The sequence below is a fragment of the Pseudoalteromonas sp. ABV4_021 genome (genome assembly GCF_056159365.1).
Window position 1 is genome coordinate 1,575,644 of the sequence record NZ_JBSWVB010000001.1, and the last position, 24,938, is coordinate 1,600,581.

At 40.6% G+C, this 24,938-nt stretch carries 16 protein-coding genes; 1 reads left to right on the forward strand and 15 read right to left on the reverse strand.

All coding sequences use genetic code 11. From position 1 onward, the window contains the following. Position 1 precedes the first annotated feature (1 nt). The 5 genes from kdsB to ACXAFE_RS07475 form a co-directional block, all read right to left on the reverse strand. Positions 2–757, reverse strand: a complete 756-nt coding sequence (gene kdsB / locus ACXAFE_RS07455; protein WP_475150776.1) for a 3-deoxy-manno-octulosonate cytidylyltransferase — start codon at positions 755–757, stop codon at positions 2–4. Next, positions 745–942, reverse strand: coding sequence for a Trm112 family protein (locus ACXAFE_RS07460; protein WP_010560034.1), 198 nt, complete (start codon positions 940–942; stop codon positions 745–747). Before ACXAFE_RS07460 ends, kdsB begins: the two co-directional genes overlap by 13 nt. Next, positions 932–1,903 (reverse strand): tetraacyldisaccharide 4'-kinase, encoded by a 972-nt coding sequence (lpxK, locus tag ACXAFE_RS07465; RefSeq protein ID WP_475150780.1) that lies wholly within the window; start codon positions 1,901–1,903, stop codon positions 932–934. Before lpxK ends, ACXAFE_RS07460 begins: the two co-directional genes overlap by 11 nt. Further along, on the reverse strand, positions 1,903–3,636 hold the full coding sequence (gene msbA / locus ACXAFE_RS07470; RefSeq protein ID WP_475150781.1) for a lipid A export permease/ATP-binding protein MsbA: 1,734 nt from the start codon (positions 3,634–3,636) through the stop codon (positions 1,903–1,905). The genes lpxK and msbA overlap by 1 nt, the downstream gene beginning before the upstream one ends. Before the next feature lie 69 nt (positions 3,637–3,705). Further along, positions 3,706–5,949 (reverse strand): DNA internalization-related competence protein ComEC/Rec2, encoded by a 2,244-nt coding sequence (locus ACXAFE_RS07475; protein WP_475150783.1) that lies wholly within the window; start codon positions 5,947–5,949, stop codon positions 3,706–3,708. Here ACXAFE_RS07475 and ACXAFE_RS07480 point away from each other — a divergent pair. Further along, complete coding sequence (locus tag ACXAFE_RS07480; RefSeq protein ID WP_054980807.1) at positions 5,929–6,441, forward strand: DUF2062 domain-containing protein; 513 nt, start codon at positions 5,929–5,931, stop codon at positions 6,439–6,441. The two genes, ACXAFE_RS07475 and ACXAFE_RS07480, sit on opposite strands and share 21 nt — an antisense overlap. Before the next feature lie 53 nt (positions 6,442–6,494). Here ACXAFE_RS07480 and ACXAFE_RS07485 read toward each other — a convergent pair whose 3' ends face one another. The 10 genes from ACXAFE_RS07485 to ACXAFE_RS07530 all read right to left on the reverse strand — a co-directional run bounded on the left by ACXAFE_RS07485 (position 6,495) and on the right by ACXAFE_RS07530 (position 24,805). Then, a complete protein-coding gene (locus ACXAFE_RS07485; protein WP_475150789.1) occupies positions 6,495–9,578 on the reverse strand; it encodes an error-prone DNA polymerase in 3,084 nt (1,027 codons plus the stop codon). Next, positions 9,578–10,972 (reverse strand): Y-family DNA polymerase, encoded by a 1,395-nt coding sequence (locus ACXAFE_RS07490; RefSeq protein WP_475150792.1) that lies wholly within the window; start codon positions 10,970–10,972, stop codon positions 9,578–9,580. The genes ACXAFE_RS07485 and ACXAFE_RS07490 overlap by 1 nt, the downstream gene beginning before the upstream one ends. Beyond that, positions 10,972–11,658 (reverse strand): translesion DNA synthesis-associated protein ImuA, encoded by a 687-nt coding sequence (imuA, locus tag ACXAFE_RS07495; protein ID WP_475150794.1) that lies wholly within the window; start codon positions 11,656–11,658, stop codon positions 10,972–10,974. The genes ACXAFE_RS07490 and imuA overlap by 1 nt, the downstream gene beginning before the upstream one ends. A gap of 181 nt (positions 11,659–11,839) precedes the next feature. Further along, positions 11,840–13,591: a DUF3466 family protein gene (locus tag ACXAFE_RS07500; protein ID WP_475150797.1), complete on the reverse strand. Its 1,752-nt coding sequence runs from the start codon at positions 13,589–13,591 to the stop codon at positions 11,840–11,842. Positions 13,592–13,602: 11 nt separating this feature from the next. After that, positions 13,603–15,513, reverse strand: coding sequence for an ATP-binding cassette ATPase Uup (gene uup, locus ACXAFE_RS07505; RefSeq protein ID WP_475150800.1), 1,911 nt, complete (start codon positions 15,511–15,513; stop codon positions 13,603–13,605). A gap of 2 nt (positions 15,514–15,515) precedes the next feature. Continuing rightward, the gene (locus tag ACXAFE_RS07510) at positions 15,516–15,740 is read right to left on the reverse strand and encodes a glutaredoxin family protein (RefSeq protein WP_475150804.1); all 225 of its coding nucleotides are present in this window, start codon (positions 15,738–15,740) and stop codon (positions 15,516–15,518) included. Next, positions 15,733–17,865, reverse strand: coding sequence for a bifunctional 23S rRNA (guanine(2069)-N(7))-methyltransferase RlmK/23S rRNA (guanine(2445)-N(2))-methyltransferase RlmL (gene rlmKL / locus ACXAFE_RS07515; RefSeq protein WP_475150807.1), 2,133 nt, complete (start codon positions 17,863–17,865; stop codon positions 15,733–15,735). Before rlmKL ends, ACXAFE_RS07510 begins: the two co-directional genes overlap by 8 nt. A 376-nt stretch (positions 17,866–18,241) precedes the next feature. Further along, on the reverse strand, positions 18,242–18,775 hold the full coding sequence (locus tag ACXAFE_RS07520) for a cell division protein ZapC domain-containing protein (protein ID WP_475150810.1): 534 nt from the start codon (positions 18,773–18,775) through the stop codon (positions 18,242–18,244). A gap of 114 nt (positions 18,776–18,889) precedes the next feature. Continuing rightward, positions 18,890–19,900 carry a quinone-dependent dihydroorotate dehydrogenase gene (gene pyrD / locus ACXAFE_RS07525; protein WP_475150812.1) on the reverse strand — a complete coding sequence of 337 codons (1,011 nt, stop codon included), beginning with the start codon at positions 19,898–19,900 and terminating at the stop codon, positions 18,890–18,892. Between the two features lie 66 nt (positions 19,901–19,966). Further along, complete coding sequence (locus ACXAFE_RS07530) at positions 19,967–24,805, reverse strand: NAD-glutamate dehydrogenase (RefSeq protein WP_475150816.1); 4,839 nt, start codon at positions 24,803–24,805, stop codon at positions 19,967–19,969. Between the last annotated feature and the right edge of the window lie 133 nt (positions 24,806–24,938).

Here is a 24,938-nt window from a genome sequence, read left to right on the forward strand (position 1 = left end):
CTTACTTGCTTAAAAAAGCATTCACTTTAGCGAGATCTTCAGGCGTATCAACACCTGGCTGCGGCGCTTCGATTGCGGTTTGTACTTTTATCTTTTTACCATGATATAAAACACGTAGCTGCTCTAACGATTCGATTTGCTCAAGCGGTGATACGTCTAGAGTAATATATTCTTTAATAAAACCCGCACGATACGCATAAATACCAATATGGCGTTGATAGAAATCGCCAATTTCAGAAATTTCATCTTTGCCTAAAAAGCGATTTCGGTCATAAGGAATCGTTGCACGTGAAAAATACAACGCATTATTATGATTATCAGCGACAACTTTTACCGCATTTGGATTAAGCGCTTCTTCAATATCATCGATTGCCACGCTTAGCGTTGCCATTGGCGCCGAATCGGATGCTAATAAACTTGCTACTTGCGCGATATTTTGCGGTGGGATTAACGGTTCATCGCCTTGTACATTTACCACGATTGTGTCATCTGGTAAGTTAAGTTTTGTCACCACTTCAGCAAGACGTTCTGTGCCCGATTCATGATCTTCACGAGTCATTAAAACTTCACCATTAAAGCGTTTAACAGCTACTTCTATCTCTATATGATCCGTTGCGACAATTACCCGTTTCGCACCTGATGCCAGCGCTTTTTCATATACGTGCTGCACCATTGGCTTGCCTTGTATATCAGCCAGTGGTTTAGCCGGTAAACGGCTCGACGCATAGCGCGCTGGAATAATGACTACGAATTCCACTTTTCAACCTCTTCAAGTGATAATTCGCGTGCCTCTTCTTCAAGCAATACCGGGATATCATCTCTTACAGGGTAAGCCAGTTTAGCTTGGGTGCTAATAAGCTCTAAATTCTCGCGGTCAAATTTAAGATGACCTTTTGTTACAGGGCAAGCAATGATTTCGAGTAGTTTTGTGTCAAACGCCATGATTATGGATCCCTTTTTCAATTAATAACTGGTCGAGTTTGTCGACCAGTTGTTTAGTCGGTTTAGCGGTAACTTTTAAATAATACCAATTTGCTTTCGCAAATGACTGGCATTTTACGGCATCTTTTTCAGTCATTAAGATTGCACCGTCTAGTGCGGCAAAGTCACTTTCACTGTATGTGTGATGATCTTTAAAAATAGTATGCCCGTGCACCAGAATATTCTGCTCGTTTACACTTTGTTCAAAGCGGCTGGGATTGCCTATTGCACTCACTAAGTGAACTGGGCTGTCTAAATTGGCAACTTTTTGCCCATCAATTATGCCATATACACCATCTACCGCTAGCTGGTAACCGTTATTCTCCGCTGTGCCATTAGTAATGGTTAAATCAACATGTTTTAGTCTGCTTTTCGCTTCGCGAAGCGGACCTGCCGGCATTACAAAGCCATTGCCAAATTGCCGTTTCCCATCAACAATGCAAAGCTCCATAGCACGCGCCATTTGGTAATGTTGCAATCCATCATCCGCAATAATCACATCAGGGTTAATGTGCTTCTTTAAATAATCGATACTTAAATTTCGATTTGGGCACACTACAACAGGTGCACTTGTGCGAACGGCTATCAACTTAGGTTCATCGCCACATATTTCGGGCGATATGCCATCTGTTACTAATAAAGGTTGGCTTTGAGTTTGACCACCATAGCCACGTGAAATAACCGCAACCGATAAACCTTTTTGCTGCAAATAATCAACAAGAAACAAGGTAAATGGTGTTTTGCCTGTGCCACCTACCGCAATATTACCAACAACAATGACTTTTGGTTTATCAGTCGCCAATTGTAATCTTCGCTTGCGATAGAAGCGATATAGCGTAATTAGGTAAAACAGCGCACTTAGTGGTAATAAAAGCCAAGTAATACCAAATTTTTGATACCAGCTTTTTTCAATCACATTCATTAGTCGTTAGCCTGCATTTTTTGCAGTGCTAAATAGGCACCTTGCTTTTCGATTAGCTCAGCATGCGAACCCGACTCGATTATTTGCCCTTTATCCAATACATAAATGACATCAGAGTTTTCAATCGTTGATAAACGGTGCGCAATAACAATAGACGTGCGCCCTTTCATTAAATCGTTTAACGCATGTTGAATTAATTTTTCTGACTCAGTATCGAGTGCGGATGTGGCTTCATCTAAAATCAAAATTGGCGCGTTTTTAAGCAGCGCTCGCGCGATAGCAATGCGCTGGCGCTGTCCACCAGAAAGCATTACACCATCTTCACCAACAATGGTTTGTAAACCTTCTGGTAAATCTTTTACAAATTCCCAAACGTGCGATTGCTCAACAATTTTTTGCAGTTTTTCAGGGGTGATATCACCTTTAAAGCCGTAAGTGATATTGTTCTCGATAGTATCGTTGAATAACACAACTTGTTGCGACACAATGGCAAATTGTTCGCGCAACCAAGTTAAATCAAAGGTATTAACCGATAGCCCGTCGAGTTTGATATCGCCATTGGTATAGGTATCGTAAAAACGTGGCAACAAGTTAGAGAGTGTTGATTTGCCTGAGCCTGAACGGCCAACTAAGGCGACGGATTGCCCAGGTTTAATATCCATGGTTAGTTCGTTTAAAATATTGCGCTCGGTATTTGGGTAGGCGAACGACAAGCTCTCGATTGTGATATGGCCGTGACATTTTTCCAGCGTTTTTGAGCCGGTGTCTTTTTCATTTTCCAAATCTAAGATATCAAAAATACTTTTTGCCGCGGCAATACCACGCTGCAATTCTACATTCACATTTGATAACTGTTTTAACGGGCGTAGCATCATCATCATTGCGGTTAATAAACTCACGAACGCGCCTGTAGAAATTGGCTCAACAAGGTTAAAGCCTATTGCGGCCAACACCATAGCGATGGCAGATGCAGCAATAATTTGAATACTGGCAACGCTCAGCGCTTTTGTCGCATCCATTTTTACTCGTTGTTGGCGATTACGGTTATTCACATCGGCAAAACGCTGCTGTTCAATTTTTTGACCACCAAATGAATGAATGACTTTATGCCCTTTTACCATTTGTTCAGACGCGCGTGTTACGCCCCCCATGGCATCTTGAATACGTTTTGCAATAACACGAAAGCGTTTAGACACGATTGAGACAATGCCTGCAACAATGGGCACGACTAAAATAAATAACAATGATAATTGCCAACTTGCAATCAACATATTGATCACTAAGAAAACAACAAACGCGCCTTCTCGCACTATGGTGATCAAAGCTTTTGTTATCGCTGTTTGTACTTGCTCTGCATCAAAAGTAATTTTTGAAATTAACTCACCTGTTGAATGCTGATCGTGAAATGACACCGGTAAATGAAGTAATTTAGCAAACAATTCTTTGCGAATTGCCATCACCACGTGTGAGCCCACATTGGCTAAACAGTAACTTGAAACGAAGTTAAACACACCGCGAAATAGCACCAATAAAATCACCACAACCGGTGCCCACTTCATAACCTCTTGATTTTTCGCCGTCAAACCTTGCTCAATAAACGGGTCCATTAAATAAACGAATAATCCGTCCATTGCGGCATAGCCTAACATTCCAATAATGGCGAATGTGGCTGCGAGTTTATGCGGTTTGACGTAGGTTAATAAACGCTTGTAGTAATCAGATGAGGTTGTCATGGTGCTAACTTGAATTTATTTGCGCCTATTGTATAGCGCTATGATGCAAAACCCAAGAATTTCGCAGTGTTAATCAACGAGAAACCAGTAATTTTGCTGTTTTGCATAACTGAGAGTATATCCGCTTGATGTAACGACTATTTTGACTGCGCCGCGTGAGGTTGCTAGCTGCTTGGTGCCATAATCGGCATAACGTGTAACAACCGCTAAACTTGGTAATCGCCAACGATTATATGCATTCACCGAATGAACTACCCAACGTGGTTGCGTTTTATTAATAAAGCCTTCGGTTGATGAACTATTACTGCCATGGTGAGGCGAAACAAGCACATCGATATTCTGAATGCGCGGCTCCGCTAACAACGTGTTTTCCCGCTCAGCTTCAATATCGCCTGTTAATAACAGTTTAAATTTGCCACTTGTGATAAGCAGAACACAGGAACTGTTATTATCACTGTGTACTGTATGAGGTGCTGAAAATGACTTAAACCTTACATTTTCTAACCAATTTGCATTTATATTACAGGCTTTTTCAAACCCACTTATCGTCGAAAAATAACCAGCATGTCGTAAATCGGTTAACCCACCACTGTGATCATTATCATCATGACTTATCACTGTTTTGATTAAGTTCAAACGGTTAATCGCTAAGGTGGGTAACACCAGATGATTAAAATAACTGAATTCTTGATATCGCGCGCCTAAATCATAGAGCACCGCTTCACCTTGTTTACTTATGATCACCGATAAGCCATGACCCACATCCAATATACGTATTGTCAGGTTCGGCTCTTTATTAAGAGCCTGGGCATAATAAAATACTAGAATAGGTAATGTTAGCAACGCGCTTCGATAATAATAAAGCAACAATAAAAGAGAGGCGATTGTTAGCATGATTAACTGCCAACTAATTGGAGGCACATAATGCCATGTTATATGTTCACCAATGCGCTCGATATAATTGATAAGTAATTTCAATAGCGCATCAAGCCAACGATACGGAGTTGAGAAAGAAAACGCATAATCAACTAACACCACACAAAGCATTAATGGCATTACAAAGAACGAAAACAGCGGAATCGCTATAAGATTTACAAAAACACTAAATACACTGGTGCCATTAAAAAACAACACAGTTAACGGCGCTAACGTAATGCTAATTACCAATTGAATAAATGCGAGTTGATACAGAGGATGGGTGATGCGCCGCTTATTTGCCAAATCAAGGGCAACCAGAATGCTGGCGACCGCGATAAATGAAAAATAAAATCCCACACTTAACAACACAAATGGGTTAACTAATATAACCAGCAATAACGCGCACAATAATGCCCGCTTACTGGTATAACTGCGATTTACTAATAAGCATAAACACACTAATACAATCATAATAAATGCACGTATTGCTGAAGTGGCATAATCAGCAGCGTGAAGATAAGTTGCGCACGCCACTATGGCAATAAAATAAGGTGCAATTCTGAGTGTATTGTGAGGTGCAAACTTATTCACAAGTAATAGCGCTAATTTCCCTAACCAAAATGAAAAGCCAAATACAATAGCCATATGTAGGCCAGAAACTGCAAATAAATGTGCAATACCTAAGTTTCGAACCGCGCTTTTAATATTTGCAGGCATTGCACTTGTATCACCAAATAATACTCCTCGATATAGCCAACTATAGTGAGATAAACTTCCCAGGTTTGTGATGTGCGACGGCGTAGCGCGTGTTAGCACAGCAAAATCATCACTTTTCGAAACACTGCCTTTGTACTTTAATCCCACATAAAAATTATGTAAGCGCCTATCAAACAAACCCTCATTTAACCTTGGTTTAATTGGCTTGAACTTAGCGCGTATTGATATGGTGTCGCCCACTTTGGGGCTATACTGAGTATTGATTGCCCGAGATATATAAACTTGTGCTCGCATTAACGCATAAGGCTTTAAATTCGTATTGGCAATTTTTATTGTTTTAACAATTAGACGGTCATTAAATTGATAGTTATCTATTTGTTCTATAATGCCGTGCATTACTTGTTTTTGTTGCAACTCGTCGTAGCTTAGGTTTTTACTATAAACACAGTGATAATATAAAATGGGGTAACTAGCACCGACTAGTAGCGTAATTATCGCGTAAAATTTGGCGGTGTTTTTTGCTGTAATAACGACGATGACTAGTACAACCAGTATAATTGTCGAAAAAAAGACTAGCGTATTGAAGAAAAATAGTGACAATATGCAGCCAACAACAAAGCACACTATGCTTTGCCAAAAAGGAAGATGTAAACCACCATGCCAAAAAAGACGATCCAAAAGCTGTTACCTGATCATAATAAGATTAAGCAAAACAAAACGCTTAGTATTTTTGGCGATATGTTACACGATGCAAATTTATGGCATTTAAATCGACGCTCAGCGCGTGGTGCATTTGCAGTTGGGTTATTTTGGGCATTTATTCCAGTTCCTTTTCAAATGCTGCTAAGCGCAGCAATCGCGATTCCATTTCGCGTAAATCTCCCGTTATCTGTAGCATTGGTTTGGATCACCAACCCTTTAACTATGGCACCGATTTTTTATTTTAACTACCTTGTTGGCTATTTGGTGTTAGGGCAACAAAAGCAAGATTTTACCTTCCAAGCAAGCTGGCAGTGGTTTGTTGACAGCTTATCAAGCATTGGTCCTGCGTTTATGGTAGGCAGCTTAGTGTGTGCAGCAGCAGCCTCTGCTATTGGTTATTTTGGTATTGATTATTTATGGCGTTATTCAGTACTAAAACAATGGAAAGCACGTAAAAACAGAGGCTAAAGACATTTAACTTGGCATAAGAAAAGCACTAACTGCATATTCTCATTTAAGTACTAATGAAACTCCCGAGATTTCGCGGCTAATTTATCTAACTTATCAGTTAGGTCGATAAGTTTGCCTGCAATAATATGAATAACATCGCCTTCTCGTTCTAATATTCCTTTAACTTGTAAAATTTTCGCGCCAAGAAATGCTTTTTTCTGTTCGTGTGATGTGCCCTGCCACACGACCACATTGATATTTCCTGTCGCATCTTCAAGCGTAATAAACGTCACGCCAGCAGCAGTGCCCGGCGCTTGTTTTCCTGTCACAACACCTATCACTGTCACTAATGATTTATGTGTTTTTCCTGTTAATTCATTTGCCTTACAAAACGATGGTAACACTCCCTCAGCTTCTAATAAGTCAATTGGGTGTAAACCAAGGGAAAACCCGGTTGATTGATAATCTTCAACGACATTATCTAATTCACTGGGTGCTTGGTTAAACGACACTGCTGGCCTTTGCTCTGTTGCTTGATTAGTGTTAAAGCCGTTAAAAAGTGGTAAATCACTTTCACTGTTCATAATCTGCCAACGTGTTGCAAAGCGGTTGCCTGCAAGCACAGATAAAGCGTTGGCACTGGCAAGTTGTGCTAATAATCGCGCTTTAACGCCTTGTTGTTTAAGCTGTTCAATACTTTCATAGCCTGTTTTAGGTCGCTGGTCGATAAGCTGTTCAATATCAGATGCAATCACACCTTTAATAATACAAAAACCGATTTGTAATACACCTTTTTTAGTAATTGTATGTTGATAATATGAGTGATTAACACATACCGGGGCAATTTCAATATTGTGTCGTTTTGCATCTTGCAGTAACTGCGACACACTATAAAAACCTAGAGGCATGCTATTTAGTAAGGACGTATAAAACTCGACAGGATAATAGTGTTTAAGCCAAGCCGATACATATGCGAGCACAGCAAACGACGCCGAATGCGATTCAGGAAAACCATACTCGCCAAAGCCACAGATTTGTTGATAAAGGCGTTCTGCAAACTGAATTTGGTAACCTCGAGACAACATGCCATTTATCAGTTTTTGCTTAAACTTTTGTAATTCTCCTGACTTTTTCCAGCTTGCCATCGCACGCCTTAACTGATCGGCCTCACCACCAGTAAAGCCCGCGGCGACCATGGCTATTTTAATAACTTGCTCTTGAAAAATAGGCACGCCTAGCGTACGCGCCAATACTTCTTTAACCTCATTTGAGGGATATGAAATGGCCTCAATGCCATTACGTCGCTTTAAAAACGGATGCACCATATCACCTTGAATAGGCCCAGGCCGCACTATGGCAATTTGGATTACTAAGTCGTAATAACTTGCCGGTTTTAGCCTCGGCAACATGCTCATTTGCGCTCGCGATTCGATTTGAAATACCCCAACCGTATCGGCTTTTTGAATCATCTGATAAACCGCTGCATCATCGCTTACTCGGGTAATATCAGCGATAGACAACTGCCTTTGATGACGCATTTTAATTTCTTGAAAACATTTGCGTATCGCATTAAGCATGCCCAAGGCTAAAATATCGACTTTTAATAAACCAAGGGTTTCTAAATCATCTTTATCCCATTGGATCACCGTACGTTCTTTCATCGCGGCATTTTCAACAGCAACCAGCTCATATAACGGTCCTGAAGAAATAACAAAGCCTCCAACATGTTGTGATAAGTGCCTTGGAAATCCTAAAATTTGTTCCGTGAGCGATACAAAATGCTGCGCTTTATTTGATTGTGGGTCTAAACCTAGCTGCTGTAACTGCGTTTGCCAGTGCGTTGTTTTATCTCGACGGTTGATATTTTTAATAAAATATTCAAGCTTGCTGCTTTCAATATCCAGCGCTTTACCAACCTCTCGGATGGCACTTTTAAAACGAAAACTCACCACAGTAGCGGCTAATGCGGTGCGTTCTCTACCATATTTTTGATAAATATATTGGATCACTTCCTCACGCCTTTGATGTTCAAAATCGACATCAATATCAGGCGGTTCATTTCGCTCTTTACTAATAAAACGCTCAAACAATACGGCTATTTGTCGCGGATCAACTGCGGTGATTTCAAGGCAATAACATACCACTGAGTTAGCAGCTGATCCCCGGCCTTGGTACAAAATGCCATTGTTTTTAGCAAACATAACAATGTCATGAATAGTTAAAAAATAAAATGGATAATCCAACTCTTCAATTAATGCGAGTTCTTTATCAATGGTCGCCTGTATATCCGCTGTGATCCCTTCAGGAAAACGATGCACGATGCCCTGTTTCACTAATTGCCTTAAATAGGCCATTGCACTAACGCCTTTTGGCACTAATTCACTTGGATACTCATACCTCAATTCATCAAGGTTGAAATGGCACCGGTTTGTAATAGCCGTCGTTTGCGCCAGAGCATCAGGTGAGAATAAACGTGACAACTTTTGTTTTTCACGTAATGCATATTCTTCATTGGAAAGTAGTTGTTCTCCTAATTGAGCGACGGTTTTACGTGCTTTAATGGCACTTAATACGTGCTGTAACGGCAACCTCTTGGCTTGATGCATCAGCACATGACCACATGCCACAGGCGTTATATCATATTGCGCCATCAAGCGTTGGCAGTGCTCCATATACTCTGACTCGTGCGCTAATAAAAAGCGTGTTAACCCCAGCCAAAAACGATCTTCATGGTGTTTTTTAAGCCAATTAGCCCAATGATGATCAATATTTTCGCCCTTTGGTAGCCAAATAAAAAGACAGTGTTTTATTGACATTAAATCCCACCGAGTCAGCAAATAGTTGCCTTTTTCACTGCGTCGCCGTGCATTGGTGATTATTCGACATAACTCTGCATAAGCTTTTCTTGTTGGACATAACAAAACAACTGTTAAACTCTCTTCAAGCGTAAATAAGCTACCAACAATTAACTTAATTGCCCGTTTATGGTTTTTAATCTCTCGGTGTGCACGTACAACTCCAGCAACAGAGCATTCATCTGTAATCGCAATATGGGAGTAACCAAGGTTATCGGCCGTGGCAACCAGCTCTTCGGGATGTGATGCCCCATGTAAAAAAGAAAAATTTGATTGGCAAACTAATTCTGCATAATTCATTAGCTAAAAAACCCATGAATAAACCATTGTTTTTTTGGTGTACGAAAAACCCACAGCCACCGTCCACTCTCATCTCGTGCAATAAAATAATCACGAGCAACATTATTATTATCCCACCAACCCGTCACGATGCGTTCAGGGCCGTGCGATATTATAATTGGCTGAGTGAGCGCTACAGGTGAACGCAGCATAAAACTTGGCCGGACTAAATTCATTTTTGGCGCATTTGATAACGTGTTGAATGTATTCTCTTGGCTAGCTATTTCTGGCCTTAGATCATTATAAACAGTTAAGGTTTTAACCTGCTCCTGCCCAAGTTTTGCCTGAAGTATTGCTGTTAACATTGCAGTATCTAAGCCTGATTTATGCTGTGAGAACAAATCGTCTTCTTCACCTAAATTAGATACAAGGTAATCACTTTTTATAGTTAATGCGATAACGGGCGCTGGTAACTCGGTATTTTCTAAACGTAATAAAAAAAGCGTTAACCAATGTTCAGCGCGATATTCAGCATGCGCTGACGATAGTTCAAAGACCAAATTGGCTACTTCTCTAAAATGCAAAATAAGGGTCACTTGCTTTGCTAACTTAAAAGTAGAGAGTAAAAAAGCTTGTTGTTGCTTTAATACAAGTAAAAGTGGTTTTTCAAGATGTTTAGTGAGCGATACTTCATAATGTAAGGTTAGCTGTTTTTCAAAATGAGTATCAGGTATGTAAAACGTCACTCGATGCGGATATTGGCCTGTTAATTTACCTACATACATTACTAATTCACGTGAGTAGCGTTTAGCTAACTCATCAAGCGATACACCCAACAACTGCTTAAAGTGCGTAATCCCTACGCGGGTTAGCAAAGCAATTTCTTTTGTAGTGATATCAGCAAATTGTAATGACAATAACGCAAGCTGATTACGCGCATTTTGTTGGTTTGTAAAAATCACATTAGTACCCGCTTGTGCTAATGCTTTTGCCAACAATGGTGAAGATCCGCTTGCGAAATAATACTGAACCCCCAATGTTTTTAACTGTGTTTCAAGCACATGCCAATATTGATCACTATTGTTATATAAGGACTGCATACCATCACACGCTATCAGTAAACCTTTTGGCGGCATCATACAAATATCTGCAGTGTAGTTATAAAGTACACTGGCTATGCGCTTGAGCTCTGCCACTTCCACTTCTTCTTGATAGGGGTAAACCGCCAGATCAGAGACCAATAAACTAGCTTGCCCTAATCCTTGTCCTTGCATTAATCCTTTTTTTTTAGCCGCCGTTGAAAGTTGTACTAAATTACCTTGGTGACTGGCTAAGGCAATTACCTCGGTGCTCGACATTACAAATTGCGTATCGAGTTGTAACTGTGGAAAGTAAAGATAAAGCCAATTTAACATTAACCAGCCTTATCAACCGGAAATGCAATCACATTGCTGATAGGCGAAGATGCAATGGTGCAATAAGGCCATGTCGTTTGCATATCAACAATAAAATAATCACTTGGCCACCCACCTTTTCGACGGTTTATCTTTACTTTCAGCCCTTGTGGATGTGCTTGTAATGTTAAGCTTAAAGTGACAGGCAAACTCCCTTGACTGGTTTTATAGCTATTTAAGTAAAACAAACGGTTTTTACCCGATTTACTTGCTTGCTGAAAGCGCTGGATATGGGAAATCGTTAAATCTTGCTGCGGCCAATAAATAACGTCACTGCAGCTGCCACTTTGTAAACATTGTTCTACTGCCCAAAGCGCATCTTTATGTTGCTCAGGATACAGTACTAACACTTGACTAACATCAACACCTAAATGATGCAAAGCTGCACTGTTAACTAACGCAGGCGGTGAAATAAACACAATAAAACGGCTTTGCCGCATTTTAAAACTGGGTGCAATCAATCGAAGTTCACCAATGCCGGGACTACTCAGTAGCTCTATCACGCCATTAGTGGGCATACCGCCAGCGAGCTTTTCATCTAAAACCGCAAAGCCCGTTTGATGCTTTTCTATCTGCTCTGTTTGAATACGATTGGATGCATACCAAAGCAGATTGCGATGATGTAATTGCTTGATCAGTGAATTCATGAATACACCAAAGGATTATACTGTATATAAATACAGTATAATCCTTTGGTGTTGAGGATCAATGGATCCACAATAAAAAAGGCCAACTGTTTCTGCAGTTGGCCTTCAATCATAATTTTATCAATATGTTGTGAATATGAGTTTATAGCTTGTCTTTTATAATTACAGTATAAAACACTTACTATTTAAAAAAGCGTCGTCTAATTGCTACAAGTGGCAATAATAATAGCCCTAATGGTGCAAACGATGCACCTTGACGTTCATATGTTTCTTGCGCTTTTTCAGGACACTTCTCAGCTACACCATCAGCGTTATATTTCAGTTTCACTGAAACAACCACACTTTCTTGCTCTACTTTACCGTTAGCATCAACCACAACATTACCTTGAGCATCACGCTTATCTACAGTTTTTGTCGCTGTGCCATATACAGTACCATCATTTGAAATGCTGATTGCTTCCGCAACCACATATGGGAATGATGATTCACCATCGTTTGCAAAACACGGTAATAAGTCATTTAGATTAGTGAACGTGTCTTTATTAATATCGTAAATAAACGCTTCTTTACGACGGCTTGCTGATGAGCTTGTTTCAACTTCGCCTTGACCAATAATCAGGCCATTATCATTTATGTCTGTCGCAACCGCAGAGCTACTTTTAAAAAAGTCTGATGGAAAAGTTGTCTCGCCAGTTGCAACATTATGATAAAAGAACTTACTGCGCTCAGTGTTTTCAATACGTTTAATTGCATAGCCTGTAATAATATTATTATCATTAATAGCAACTGCTCGACCACCTGGTCGGTAATCGTATTCGTCAATAAACTCTACAACATTACCATCTTTGTAGTACACCGGGTATTGCGTAATACCGTCACCATCACGATACCTAACAACAGAATAACCAACTGCAATTTCATTTTCATTAACCGCTAATGCGGTACTGCGCCACGCTCTCTTTTGCTCATCTTCATCAGGTACAATACCTAACCCAAGATCAACGGTATCAGTCACGTTCAATGCATTATCTAAACGCCACATTGTCGCATTACGGTTATAAAGAGCACGACTTGAAGAATTTACATAAGACTCATGGCATACCTCTACTGGAAGTTTATCGCCGTCACAACTTTCGTCTAGAGACTCTTGTGAGTCAGAAGCAATACTTACAGACGTTTCACCTACTACCAAGTAACCATCACTTACCTGAACGATACTATACGCACCAGAAATACCACCATAAGTTACTTCTGTTGGCATTAAATCAACTCGTTCACCGGTGTTGGTCATTACAAAACCACGGCGTGTAAAGTCACGAATATAATGCGTGTCCGATTCAGTTTCGCCGTCTTCAGTAAATTGAATCTTAGTATAAGGTGCAGAGCCCCAACCTGCTTTCACGCCGTCTTCAGAGATTGATGTAAAAATGTTCTCAACTGAGCGTGTTAAACCACCATCATAATCAGGGTGTTCTACATCATAAATAACGCGCTCTTGCGTTGGGTTATTATATTCAATGGCAACATTAAATTCGGATCCGCTATTTGAAGAAATTTTCTGATAGCGGCTATCAGCATAAGATGACAATAAAAAGTCTTGTAGAAATTCTTGCGCATCACCATTGATATCGCCATTTTCGATATCATCTAGTGTGAAAGTAATCTCTTCATCACGATTTTCGAAAACGCGCTCACGGTCTTTATACGCATTTGTCAAACGTGTGTCTTCAAAATCTAATTCCGCAATATCAATAACAATATTGAATACGCCTTGCGCCATACCAACGGCTTGGCCCGCTTCGTTTGCATCAGTTACATACGCGTGTTTAGCGTAATCTAGATTGCCAAGCTCTTCTAAAACATATGGAGTAGCGCCTTGAACCTGTGGCGTGATTGCAGCAAAAACTGCCGCTGCAAGTAATTTATATTTCATTTTTATTCCTACTACTGATCCTGTAACTGTTCCAATTCTTCCCAGCGCATAAAAGCGGTTTCAAGCTTCGACTCTGCTTGCTGTAATTGGTTCAAGGTTTTCTGAGTTTGCTCGCTATCTTGCTTGAAAAAATCGGGTGAGTTAACAACTTCTTGAAGTTCTTCAACTTCTTGTTCAAGCGATTCTAATAAAGCGGGTAGCTCTTCGAGTTCTCGTTTTAATTTGTATGATAACTTGCCTGCTTTTTTAGCTAAAGGCTTATCGTTGATTTTTTTGTCGTTTTCTGTGTCTTTTTGTTTTTGTTCAATTACTGTTTTTTCAGCAAGTGACTGCGCATAATTTTGGAAATCTTGGTATCCACCGACCACTTCCACTACTTTGCCATCACCTAAAAAGCCCCATACCGTACTACAGGTATTGTCGATAAATTCACGGTCGTGACTTACAACCAACACAGTACCTTGATAATTAGCGAGAATTTCTTCAAGTAATTCAAGTGTTTCAACATCTAAATCATTCGTCGGCTCGTCGAGTACTAAAACATTGCTTGGTTTAACAAATAATTTTGCCAGTAATAAGCGGTTTTTCTCTCCGCCAGATAACGACTTAACCGGTGAGCGCGCGCGTGCTGGTGGGAATAAAAAGTCTTGTAAATAACCAAGCACATGGCGACTGCGGCCACCGATATTGACCTCTTGTTTACCGTCCGCAACATTATCTTGCACGCTAGCTTCTTCGTCGAGTACCGAGCGGTATTGATCAAAATAAGCAACTTCTAAATTAACACCTTGCTTTACTTTGCCTGAATCCAGCGCTAATTCGCCAAATAAAATTTTCAGTAACGTTGTCTTACCAACACCATTTGGCCCGACTAATCCAATACGATCACCACGCATAACTAAGGTAGAGAAGTCTTTCACTATTGGCTTACTTGTAAAGCCTTGTGAAATAGCCTCTGCTTCAAATACTAACTTGCCAGAACGCTGAGCACTTTCAATGTTGAAATCGGCCTTGCCTTGTTTTTCAACACGGGCTTTTCGTTCCACACGCAGTTGTTTTAGTGCGCGAACACGACCTTCGTTACGCGTACGACGCGCTTTAATACCCTGACGGATCCATGCTTCTTCTTCTGCGAGTTTTTTATCAAACAAGGCATTTTGGCTTTCTTCAACTTTTAATGCGTGCTCTTTTTGCTCTAAATATTTTTCATAATTACCAGGGTAAGACACCAGCTTACCTCGGTCTAAATCAAGAATACGTGTTGCCATTGAACGAATAAATGCACGGTCGTGAGAAATAAATACGATCGCACCATTAAATTCTTTTAAGAATTTTTCCAGCCACTCAATGCTGGCAACGTCCAAGTGGTTCGTTGGTTCATCCAGCAATAACAGATCTGGCTCACCTACCAGTGCTTTCGCTAGCGCTACTTTTCTAAGCCAACCACCCGAAAGTGAGGTTAAATCACTGTTTGGATCGAGTTCTAACTGACTTAGCACTTGGTTGATTTGCGTTTCAAAACGCCAACCATCGTTTGCTTCTAACTGAGACGATAAACGCTCGAACTGTTTAAGTGTTTTTTCACTGTTATCTTGACTTAGTCTCGCGCTAACTTCGTGATATTCAATCAACAGTGTCGCAATGTGCGGTAAGCCATTGGCAACATAATCAAATACAGTGCCATTTGCGCCTTTTGGTGGGTCTTGCTCAAGGCGCGCGACTTTTAATCCACTCAGACGGTTAATTTCACCATCATCCAGCTGAATTTGACTATCAAGCACTTTAAGCAAGCTTGATTTACCTGCGCCGTTACGACCAACAATACACACCCGCTCGCCATTTTCAATCAGCATTTCTGCATTATCAAGCAATGGGTGTGTGCCGAACGCTAACTGCGCTCCTGTAATTCTAATTAAATCCATGATTATTTATTTTTTAAAATGTCTTCAAGATTAAATGGCCAAAATAATTTTGTGCCAGTGCTAAACTCAGCTACCGGAATCGTCGTCTGGTATTCGGCCATTAACGTTTCATCGTCGACAATGTCGACTAAATCTAGCGATGCAGCTAAGCCGGCTTGCACAAATAATGCATGCGCTTGCTCACATAAGTGACAACCCTCTGTGTGATACAGCGATATCTTAGGCATTGCGAATAAGCCACGCGTTGTGAATTTGCTTGTTGCGTTTAAAATCAGGCGAAAGTGTTTTATCGCTGATATTTTCTGCTATCAAGCCAAGGTCAAGTAAACCTTCTTCGTTCATCGTAAAACCGCGTTTGTTATTTGAAAACAACAAAGTACCGTTTTGTGCCAAAATACGTTTTACCCAGGTAAACAACTTAATGTGATCACGCTGAACATCAAACTCTTTTTTCATACGCTTTGAGTTTGAAAACGTCGGCGGATCTAAAAAGATAAAATCAAACTGACCTTTCGCTTGCTCTAACCATGCAAGGCAATCCGCCTGTTCAAAATGATAACGCGGGCTGTTAAGGTTATTTAACGCAAAGTTTTCACGACCCCATTTTAAGTACGTATTACTCATATCGACACTGGTCACTGATTTTGCACCACCTACCGCTGCGTGCGTTGATGCGCTACAGGTATACGCAAACAAGTTAAGCACACGTAAATCTTTGCAATTTTGCTGCATATAACGACGTGCTAAACGGTGATCTAAAAATAGTCCTGTGTCTAAATAGTCGTGTAGATTAACTTTAAATTTCACACCGTATTCTTCTACCGTCATACTATTTTTTGACTTGTCGGTACGCTGTGCTTTTTGATACTGAGATGTGCCCTTTTGCTGCTTACGCTGTTTTACAACAATGTTGCTTGGTGCAATATCAAGGGTTTGCGCAGATAAATAAATAATATCTTGTAAGCGCTTTTCTGCGGTGGCTTCATCAATGGTTTTTGGTGGCGCATATTCATAAATCACCAAGTACTCGTTATAAACATCAACGGCAACGTTGTACTCTGGAATATCCGCATCGTATAAACGGTAACAGCTAACGCCTTCTTTTTTAAGCCATGATTTAAGGCCTTGACGGTTTTTCTTAAGGCGATTAGCAAACGCCATCGAGCCATCATAGTTAAGTTTAGTTTGGCTTGACTGCTCAGTATTTTTCTCGTCTAAATCATAAAGATTAAGCACACAATCTAACGGGCCATTTTTCAGTTTATACTGCTTTTTCTTAGCAAGTTTTAAGAGGGCTAATAAACTAACATCGGTTGCAAATAGCGCCAAATGCCAAAATTTAAAATGCTTTTTAAACGCATCACCTAAGTGACGATACAAATTAACTAACTCTGCTTTTTCACCTAAACGTTCACCATACGGTAAGTTAGATAGCACTACGCCGGGCTGTTTTGCTACGGCAGTGAGTTTATTGGCATCTGCTTTTTTTAACTGAATAAACTTTGCAAAAGGTAAATGTTCAATATTATTTTGCGCTTTTTGTAATACGCGTTCATCAATATCATTACCAATTAAATACAGCTTTTGCTCGGTTTGTTGGTCTTTAAGTTCTTGCTTTAGTTCTTTGAATTTTGCCGCGCGAAACCCCGGAAGTGATTCGAACGCAAAATGTTTGCGATATAGACCCGGTGCAATATTCCACGCCATCATTGCCGCTTCAATTAATAGCGTTGCTGAACCACAACACGGGTCAAACAATGGGCGTGAGGTATCATTTAACCAACCTGAACGACTCACTAACGCCGCCGCTAAGTGTTCTTTTATCGGTGCATCGCCTTGATAAGGACGATAACCACGTTTCGAAAGACCAGGGCCTGAAAAGTCGATATATAAAGCACATTTTTCTTTATTTAAGCGACCAACAATACGCACATTAGGTGACGTTTTAGAGATACTAGGACGTTGTTGGTGACTTGCAAAGAAAGAATCGACAATGGCATCTTTCACTACCAGTGTTGAAAACTGAGTATTTTTCAGTTCACGATTAGTACCGCTAAAATCAATTGCAAAAGTTTGTGTTGGCCCAAAATACTCTTGCCAATCAAACCCTTTAGCAAGCGCGTATAAATCATCTTTGGTATTAACAGTATCCGATTCGGTCAATAACATCATAATCCGTGTCGCATAGCGACTCGCTAAACACAGTGTTTGTGCTTGCTTATTGGATGCATTAAAACGAATAGAACCAATACTTTGTTTAGTAATTTCAGCGCCAGTCGCTTGAATTTCAGTAGCGAGTAAATTTTCAACACCAATCGACGTTAGTGCAATAAAAGAAAGCGAATTGCTCAAAGCAAAAAACCCAGTTAAAAAATCTGGCTGAAGTATAACAGTTTTAAATTCGAGTAGCGATAAGCCAAGGGTCTGTCGACCTTTCAAGTTCGTTTTTGCAGCAGTTTGATTGGGTTTTATACAAGGCAGAGGCTGCGTTGCATAGTTATTCTATGTGAGTCAGCCGATAACACAGTAGAAAAGCCAATCAAGCGCTGCCGAACGGTTCTTTTGAGCGCACTTTTCTCATTGTTGCCAGCATGGATGTAGGTAAGGGGCGAGAGCAGGACGCGTAAGCTTTGCTCGATATTCGCTTAGATTGCTAGGCCACACATCGAGCGCCGCGATAAAAGCACGCCAAACAGAACAAAAATAGAACGGCAAAGATCAACAGGCCCTAGGCGCGTTTTAGTTGTGATTGGTTGATTAAGATAGGATTTACACGATCATTAAGCACTTTGATGGTTTCAAAACGACCTAATGCAAAATTATCGTCTAGTTGCATTTGGTGCTCTAAACACATACATACACTGGCGTCATTACCACATTCAATAATCAAAAACTGACCGCTTTGCTTTTGTGAATTCAGGGTAATAATCGCTTCTGTACTTGGGGTGTGACCTTGATAAGGCTTGAAAAACCAACTTTTAGCGAGAACTGGCTTAAGGTGCAATTTTGCTGCTGTCGCATGTAGTGCAATAACGGCTATTTCACCTTCACTCCAAATGCTAAAAGCTGAAAGATAATGACAAATCTGCTCATACAGGTCCGCATCTTCGAGGCTAAAGCAACTGCCCTCGATTGCTGCTTGCGTAAGTTGACGCGTTTTATATGGCATAACAAGCTCTTCGCGCGTTGATTCAACAAACAACACTAAACGGTTTCGCTCTTTACACGTTAGCCAACGCCAATCTTTCCCTGCTTGCAACATAATATCAAAAAATCCCCAAAACATGACATCTTGAGGATTATAGAGCTATGGTACTAAAAATAAACTATTTTTTAGAATATTTTCAATAGGATCATAATGTTAAATAACCGATCCTTATAAGGAGTTTATGATCTTTTTGATCATCGGTGGTCCTTGGTAAATAAAACCAGTGTACACTTGCACTAAATCAGCGCCAGCGGCGAATTTTTCTTTCGCTGATTCAGCTGAATCAATACCACCGACACCGATAATTGGTAACTCACCGTTAGTTAAGCGTTTAATTTCTTTAACTATTTCTGTAGATTTCTGACGAACTGGATGACCCGACAAGCCCCCTGCTTCGTTCGCATGTTGCATGCCTTCAACTGCGCTGCGATCAAGCGTCGTGTTAGTTGCAATCACGCCGTCAATTTTATTATTGATCAATGATTCCGATACTTGCTGAACTTGAATTTGATCAAGATCCGGTGCGATTTTAACTAGCATAGGTACTTGTTTACCGTGTTTTGCTGCTAAATCAAGCTGCTCATTCTTAAGTGAACCTAGTAAATCATCTAGCGCCTCACCATATTGTAAGTCACGTAGTCCTGGGGTATTTGGTGATGAAATATTCACCGTAATGTAAGATGCACTTGTAAATACTTTACGCATACAGTGAATATAGTCATCTTTACCTTGCTCATTAGGCGTGTCTTTGTTCTTGCCGATGTTAATGCCTAAAATGCCTTTGTATTGCGCATTTTTTACATTCTCTAGTAAGTAATCAACACCCTTATTATTAAAGCCCATACGGTTAATCACCGCATTAGCCTGAGGTAAACGGAAAATACGCGGTTTGTCGTTACCTGCCTGTGGGCGTGGTGTCACCGTACCTACTTCAATAAAGCCAAAGCCCATTTGTGAAAAGGCATCGATGCATTCGGCATTTTTATCAAGACCCGCAGCAAGACCAACTGGATTTGGCAATTCTAAACCTAAAAACGTGGTTGGTTTACTTGCAACCGATTGAGACCAGCACATCGATAACGGTGTATTGGCAAATCGCTTTAGGTTTGATAAAGCAAAGTCATGCGACCATTCAGCATCTTTACTAAACATAAAACGACGCGCTAAATCATAAAACATAATTGTGTTGACCTCTTAATAAAAAAATACCCCGGAAAATTCCGAGGTATTGTATCTAAATTTTTGTTATTGCGCAGTATCGCAATTGTGGCTTAGTAGCATTAATTCGCGTAATGCCACCGAGAATTTTGCAAAGTCGTGTGTTTGCGACGTTTTAAACTCAGCCAACATATGCTGCCAACGCTCAAGCAGTACTTGGTGCTCGTTCATCCAGCTTTCAATGATGGTATCAACATCACAACCCGCTGTTTCACAATTATTAAGCACAACTTGTGAAAGAGAACGCTGCTGCCAATCAAGCTCTTCACGGTACGATGCACGTGCAAGTGCTTGCCAGTGGTTTGCAACCGGTTGCTTAGTAATTTGATCTAAGAACCAGTGTAGACCCATACCCGCACCAAGCTTGAAGTAAGTTTCAGAAACTTGTGAAATCGGTTTACTTGATGCATCTGCTACTTGCGCCAAGTCCATCACTGAGAACAAGCTTGAAAGTTGTGCAATGCGCTTAGCCAATGCACTTGGTACACCTTCTTTAGCCAATAAGTTAATTTCTGTATTCAGTTTTTCAGCTTCTTCGTCAACCATATACGACGTGATGTTTTCACTTAAGTCATTAAACGCTGGTGCAAAGAACTCGATTGTTTGTTCAATGTTGAGTGCTTTGTTGCGGTGACGTAAGAACCAACGTGTCGCGCGACGAACAGTACGGCGTAATTGATACAACATTTCTGTTTGTACAATTGACGGGATCTGGTTATCAAGGGCAGAGATATCTTGCCATGCATTACCCAGCTCAAATACTGCTTTAGCCATTGAGTAACAAAGTACTATTTCGCTTACTGGTGCACCTGTCTCTTCGCTCATACGAACGATAAAGTTCAGACCCATATCATTAACGATTTGGTTCGCTAGTTTCGTTGCAATAATTTCACCGCGCAGTGGGTGGTTATCCATCGCATTGTTGAAACGTTCGCGCAGCGGTGCTGGGAATGCATCAACTAACAAGCTACGGTAATACGGATTATCAGTGATTTCTTCGATTACAAGCTGCTCTTTAAGCACCATTTTAGCGTATGAAACAAGTACAGAAAGCTCAGGACGAGTTAAGCCTTTACCTGCAGCTTGACGTTCTGCTAACTCTTCATCTGACGGTAAGAATTCGATATCACGGTTAAGCTTGCCATCTTTTTCAAGCGCATGAATAAAACGAATTTGCTCTTTAAGCGTTTGTGGGCCTTTTAACTGTGTTACAGAAATTGTGTGCGTTTGACGGTAACAATCTTTTAATACCATCTCTGATACTTCATCCGTCATTGAATAAAGTAACTCGTCACGCTGTTTCTTAGTTAAATCACCTTCAGAAACAAGACCATTAAGTAAAATCTTAATGTTTACTTCGTTATCTGAACACGCTACACCACCCACGTTATCGATGAAGTCTGTGTTCATGCGACCACCGTTAGCAGTGAATTCGATACGACCTAACTGCGTTGCACCTAAGTTACCGCCTTCGCCGAAGATCTTAGCGTTAAGCTCTTCACCATTAACACGTAGCGCATCGTTTGCACGGTCGCCCACATCAGCATGTGTTTCAGATTTCGCTTTAATGTAAGTACCAATACCACCGTTCCAAATTAGGTCTACTTGCATCATTAAGATTGCACGTAACAACTCATTTGGTGTCATTGTCGCTTTCTTAGTACCTAGCATTTTCTTAATTTCAGGCGTCAGTGTAATTGACTTCGCACTGCGTGAGAAAATGCCACCGCCTTGAGAAATTAAGTCTTTGTTATAGTCTTCCCACGATGAACGCGGTAGTTCAAACATACGCTTACGCTCTAGGTAAGAAGACGCTGCATCTGGATTCGGGTCGATGAAGATATGCATGTGGTTAAATGCAGCTTGCAGACGAATATGCTTAGATAACAGCATACCGTTACCGAATACGTCTCCTGCCATGTCACCAATGGCAACACAGGTAAAGTCAGTCGTCTGACAATCAATGCCGATTTCGCGGAAGTGACGTTTAACGGATTCCCACGCACCTTTCGCAGTAATACCCATGGCTTTGTGGTCGTAACCAATTGAACCACCTGATGCGAATGCATCACCTAACCAGAAACCGTATTCTTCAGAAATGCCATTTGCAATATCTGAGAAAGTCGCGGTGCCTTTATCGGCTGCAACTACTAGGTATGGGTCGTCTTCGTCATGACGTACAACATCCACTGGCGGTACAATTTCACCGTGGTGAATGTTATCTGTGATATCTAATAAACCACGGATGAATAGTTTGTAACACTCTTGACCTTCTTTAAAGAAGGCTTCGCGATCAGTTGGCAGCTGTTTACAAACAAAACCACCTTTTGAACCTACAGGTACAATTACGGTGTTTTTAACTTGCTGCGCTTTAACAAGACCTAGTACTTCTGTACGGAAATCTTCACGGCGGTCTGACCAACGTAAACCACCACGAGCAACCTTGCCACCACGTAAGTGAACACCTTCAACACGCGGCGAGTAAACAAAAATCTCAAACGCAGGCAGTGGTAATGGCATTTCAGGAATTAGGCTTGGTTGAACCTTAAATGAAATGTAAGACTTGTTGATGCCATCTTTGTCTTTTTGATAGAAGTTAGTACGCAGTGTTGCACCAATCATATCAACGTAAAGTCGAATAATTCGGTCATCATCTAAGTTCGCAACGTTATCAAGTTCAGCAATAATATCGTTAACGATTTTCTCATAGCCTTTTTCAGTAAACTTAGACTTAGGTGAGAACTTCTTATCGAATAACTTTACAAGTAACTGTGCAATGTGTGGGTAGTTCTCAAACGTGCTTTCGATGTAGCTTTGTGAGAACGTCACACCAATTTGACGCATGTATTTTGCGTAGGCACGAATGATCGACGCTTCGCGTCCTTTTAAACTTGCCGCAAGAACGAGTTTATTGAAACCATCATCTTCAAGCTTGTTGTTCCATACATTAAGCAATGCAAGTTGGAAACGCTCCGACACCTTTGAGAAATCATCAAGGTCATCGTTGCTCATCAGCATGCTGAAATCCATAATCCAGTTTACTTGACCATCTTCGGTCTTCACTGAATACGGTGTTTCACCAATAACACGAAGACCAAAGTTCTCAATAATTGGCATTACATCTGATAAGTGAATTGGTTCGTTTTTGTGATATAGACTTAAACGTACCTGATTTGTATTGGCACTTTCTTGTGGACGGTAAAACAGCATTGCAAGCTTGTTTTCGTCTGATAAGCTTTCTAGCTTTTCAATATCAACAACAGCAGCACTTGGCAGTACTTGTTCACGGTATGCACTAGCAAAGGCTTTAGAATATTTACGTGCAAGTTCATTGCCGCGCGATTCACCTGCACGCTCTAGTAATGCACTGTGAAGTTTATCTTCCCATGTACGGGCTGCTTCAATTAGATTTCTTTCGATTTGTTTCACTGTATATTCAACATTTTGGTCGCAACCACGCACCGTATAATGCGTACGTGCTAGCATTGATTCTGAGAAGAAGGTGGTAAACTCAACTTTTTCGTTTGAGCCAAACGCATTTGCAAGAATGTTTTGCGTTTCACGACGTAATGCCGTGTTATAGCGCTCTCTTGGTACATAAACCATGCACGAGAAGAATCGACCATAGGTATCTTGGCGTACAAATACACGTGACATATCACGTTCTTGCATATGGTGAACGCCAAGAGCAACTTCTAATAATTCTTTTTCGCGTGCTTGTAATAACTCATCACGTGGGTACGTTTCTAAAATATTAAGTACCGCTTTGTATGCATGAGTGCCCGGCGCAAAGTCTGTCATATCAAGTACGCGCTTGATCTTACTTTTTAGTACCGGTACGTCTGCCGCGCTGTTGTTATAGAAGCTTGAAGAGAACAAACCAATGAAGCGATCTTCACCAATTACATTGCCTTCGTCATCGAAACGTTTAATGCCAATGTAATCAATATAAGCTGGACGATGAACGCGTGAAAGTGAGTTTGTTTTGGTAAGGATAAGCAAGTTATCACTGTGAGCTTCTTTACGTGCAACCTCCGGTAAATCAGAAAGGCGACGAGATTTAGTCTCATCTGATAACTTCATCATACCTAAGCTTGTATCAGCCACACCCGTTAACTGATAGTCACCTTTAATCGGTGATAAGTCGTATTGGCGATAACCCATAAGTGTGAAGTTATCTTTTGCTAACCAATCTAAGAACTCAACTGTTTCTTTAACTTCAGTTTTATTTTTAATGCCTTTACGTTTTGGCAGCGCTTTGCTGACAGACACAAGTTTATCTTTAATCGCTAACCAGTCTTCAACGGCTACCGACACATCTGCCAACACTGACTCTAACTCTTTTTTAATAGATGCAATAACCGACTTATCAGACTGACGGTCGATTTCAATAAAGAACACGGTTTTGTTTGAGTCAGACTCTTGCTCTGTCTTCATACCAGACAATGCAGAGATTAAACCATCTTTGTCGCGCTTAATTTTTAACGGAGAGTGAAGTAATAAGTGTGAAACAATGTTTTCACGCGCCAAAGCCATGCGAACAGAGTCCACTAAAAACGGCATGTCTTTTGCGATTATTTCTACGATTGTGTGAGAGGATTGCCAACCATTATTAGCGAGTTCTGGATTAAATACACGGATAAGCGCTGTATCATCAGTGTGTTTTTCCAAGCTATTCCATAAGCTAAGCGCTGCGCCATATAAGTCACTGTCATTACGGCTTGCTAAGTCTTCAGTCGACATATTACTGTAGAGTGTTTTAGCAAACTTTTCGACAAGCGACGCATTTGTGGCTTTTACCTTACTACGGATCAAAGACGATACGTTTTCAAGTAAAACTGAGGTTTGGCCTTCTTGTTGAGTCATTATGTGTTCCTTATCTATACCTACCTGTGAACGGTAACTATTTGCAGTCTAACAAACTGCAATGGAGTCAGGTGAATTCTAACTCTTTTAGCATAGATATAAATAGCATTTTTTGTAGCAAACCAGTACATAT

Coding starts and splice junctions, on each gene's coding strand:
- ACXAFE_RS07520 (WP_475150810.1), bottom strand. CDS start 18,775: ATGTTGCAAGCAGGGAAAGATTGGCGTTGGCTAACGTGTAAAGAGCGA.
- ACXAFE_RS07485 (WP_475150789.1), bottom strand. CDS start 9,578: ATGAATTATGCAGAATTAGTTTGCCAATCAAATTTTTCTTTTTTACAT.
- ACXAFE_RS07490 (WP_475150792.1), bottom strand. CDS start 10,972: ATGTTAAATTGGCTTTATCTTTACTTTCCACAGTTACAACTCGATACG.
- ACXAFE_RS07500 (WP_475150797.1), bottom strand. CDS start 13,591: ATGAAATATAAATTACTTGCAGCGGCAGTTTTTGCTGCAATCACGCCA.
- lpxK (WP_475150780.1), bottom strand. CDS start 1,903: ATGAATGTGATTGAAAAAAGCTGGTATCAAAAATTTGGTATTACTTGG.
- ACXAFE_RS07510 (WP_475150804.1), bottom strand. CDS start 15,740: ATGCCTAAGATATCGCTGTATCACACAGAGGGTTGTCACTTATGTGAG.
- ACXAFE_RS07460 (WP_010560034.1), bottom strand. CDS start 942: ATGGCGTTTGACACAAAACTACTCGAAATCATTGCTTGCCCTGTAACA.
- imuA (WP_475150794.1), bottom strand. CDS start 11,658: ATGAATTCACTGATCAAGCAATTACATCATCGCAATCTGCTTTGGTAT.
- uup (WP_475150800.1), bottom strand. CDS start 15,513: ATGGATTTAATTAGAATTACAGGAGCGCAGTTAGCGTTCGGCACACAC.
- ACXAFE_RS07530 (WP_475150816.1), bottom strand. CDS start 24,805: ATGACTCAACAAGAAGGCCAAACCTCAGTTTTACTTGAAAACGTATCG.
- ACXAFE_RS07480 (WP_054980807.1), top strand. CDS start 5,929: ATGCCAAAAAAGACGATCCAAAAGCTGTTACCTGATCATAATAAGATT.
- msbA (WP_475150781.1), bottom strand. CDS start 3,636: ATGACAACCTCATCTGATTACTACAAGCGTTTATTAACCTACGTCAAA.
- pyrD (WP_475150812.1), bottom strand. CDS start 19,900: ATGTTTTATGATTTAGCGCGTCGTTTTATGTTTAGTAAAGATGCTGAA.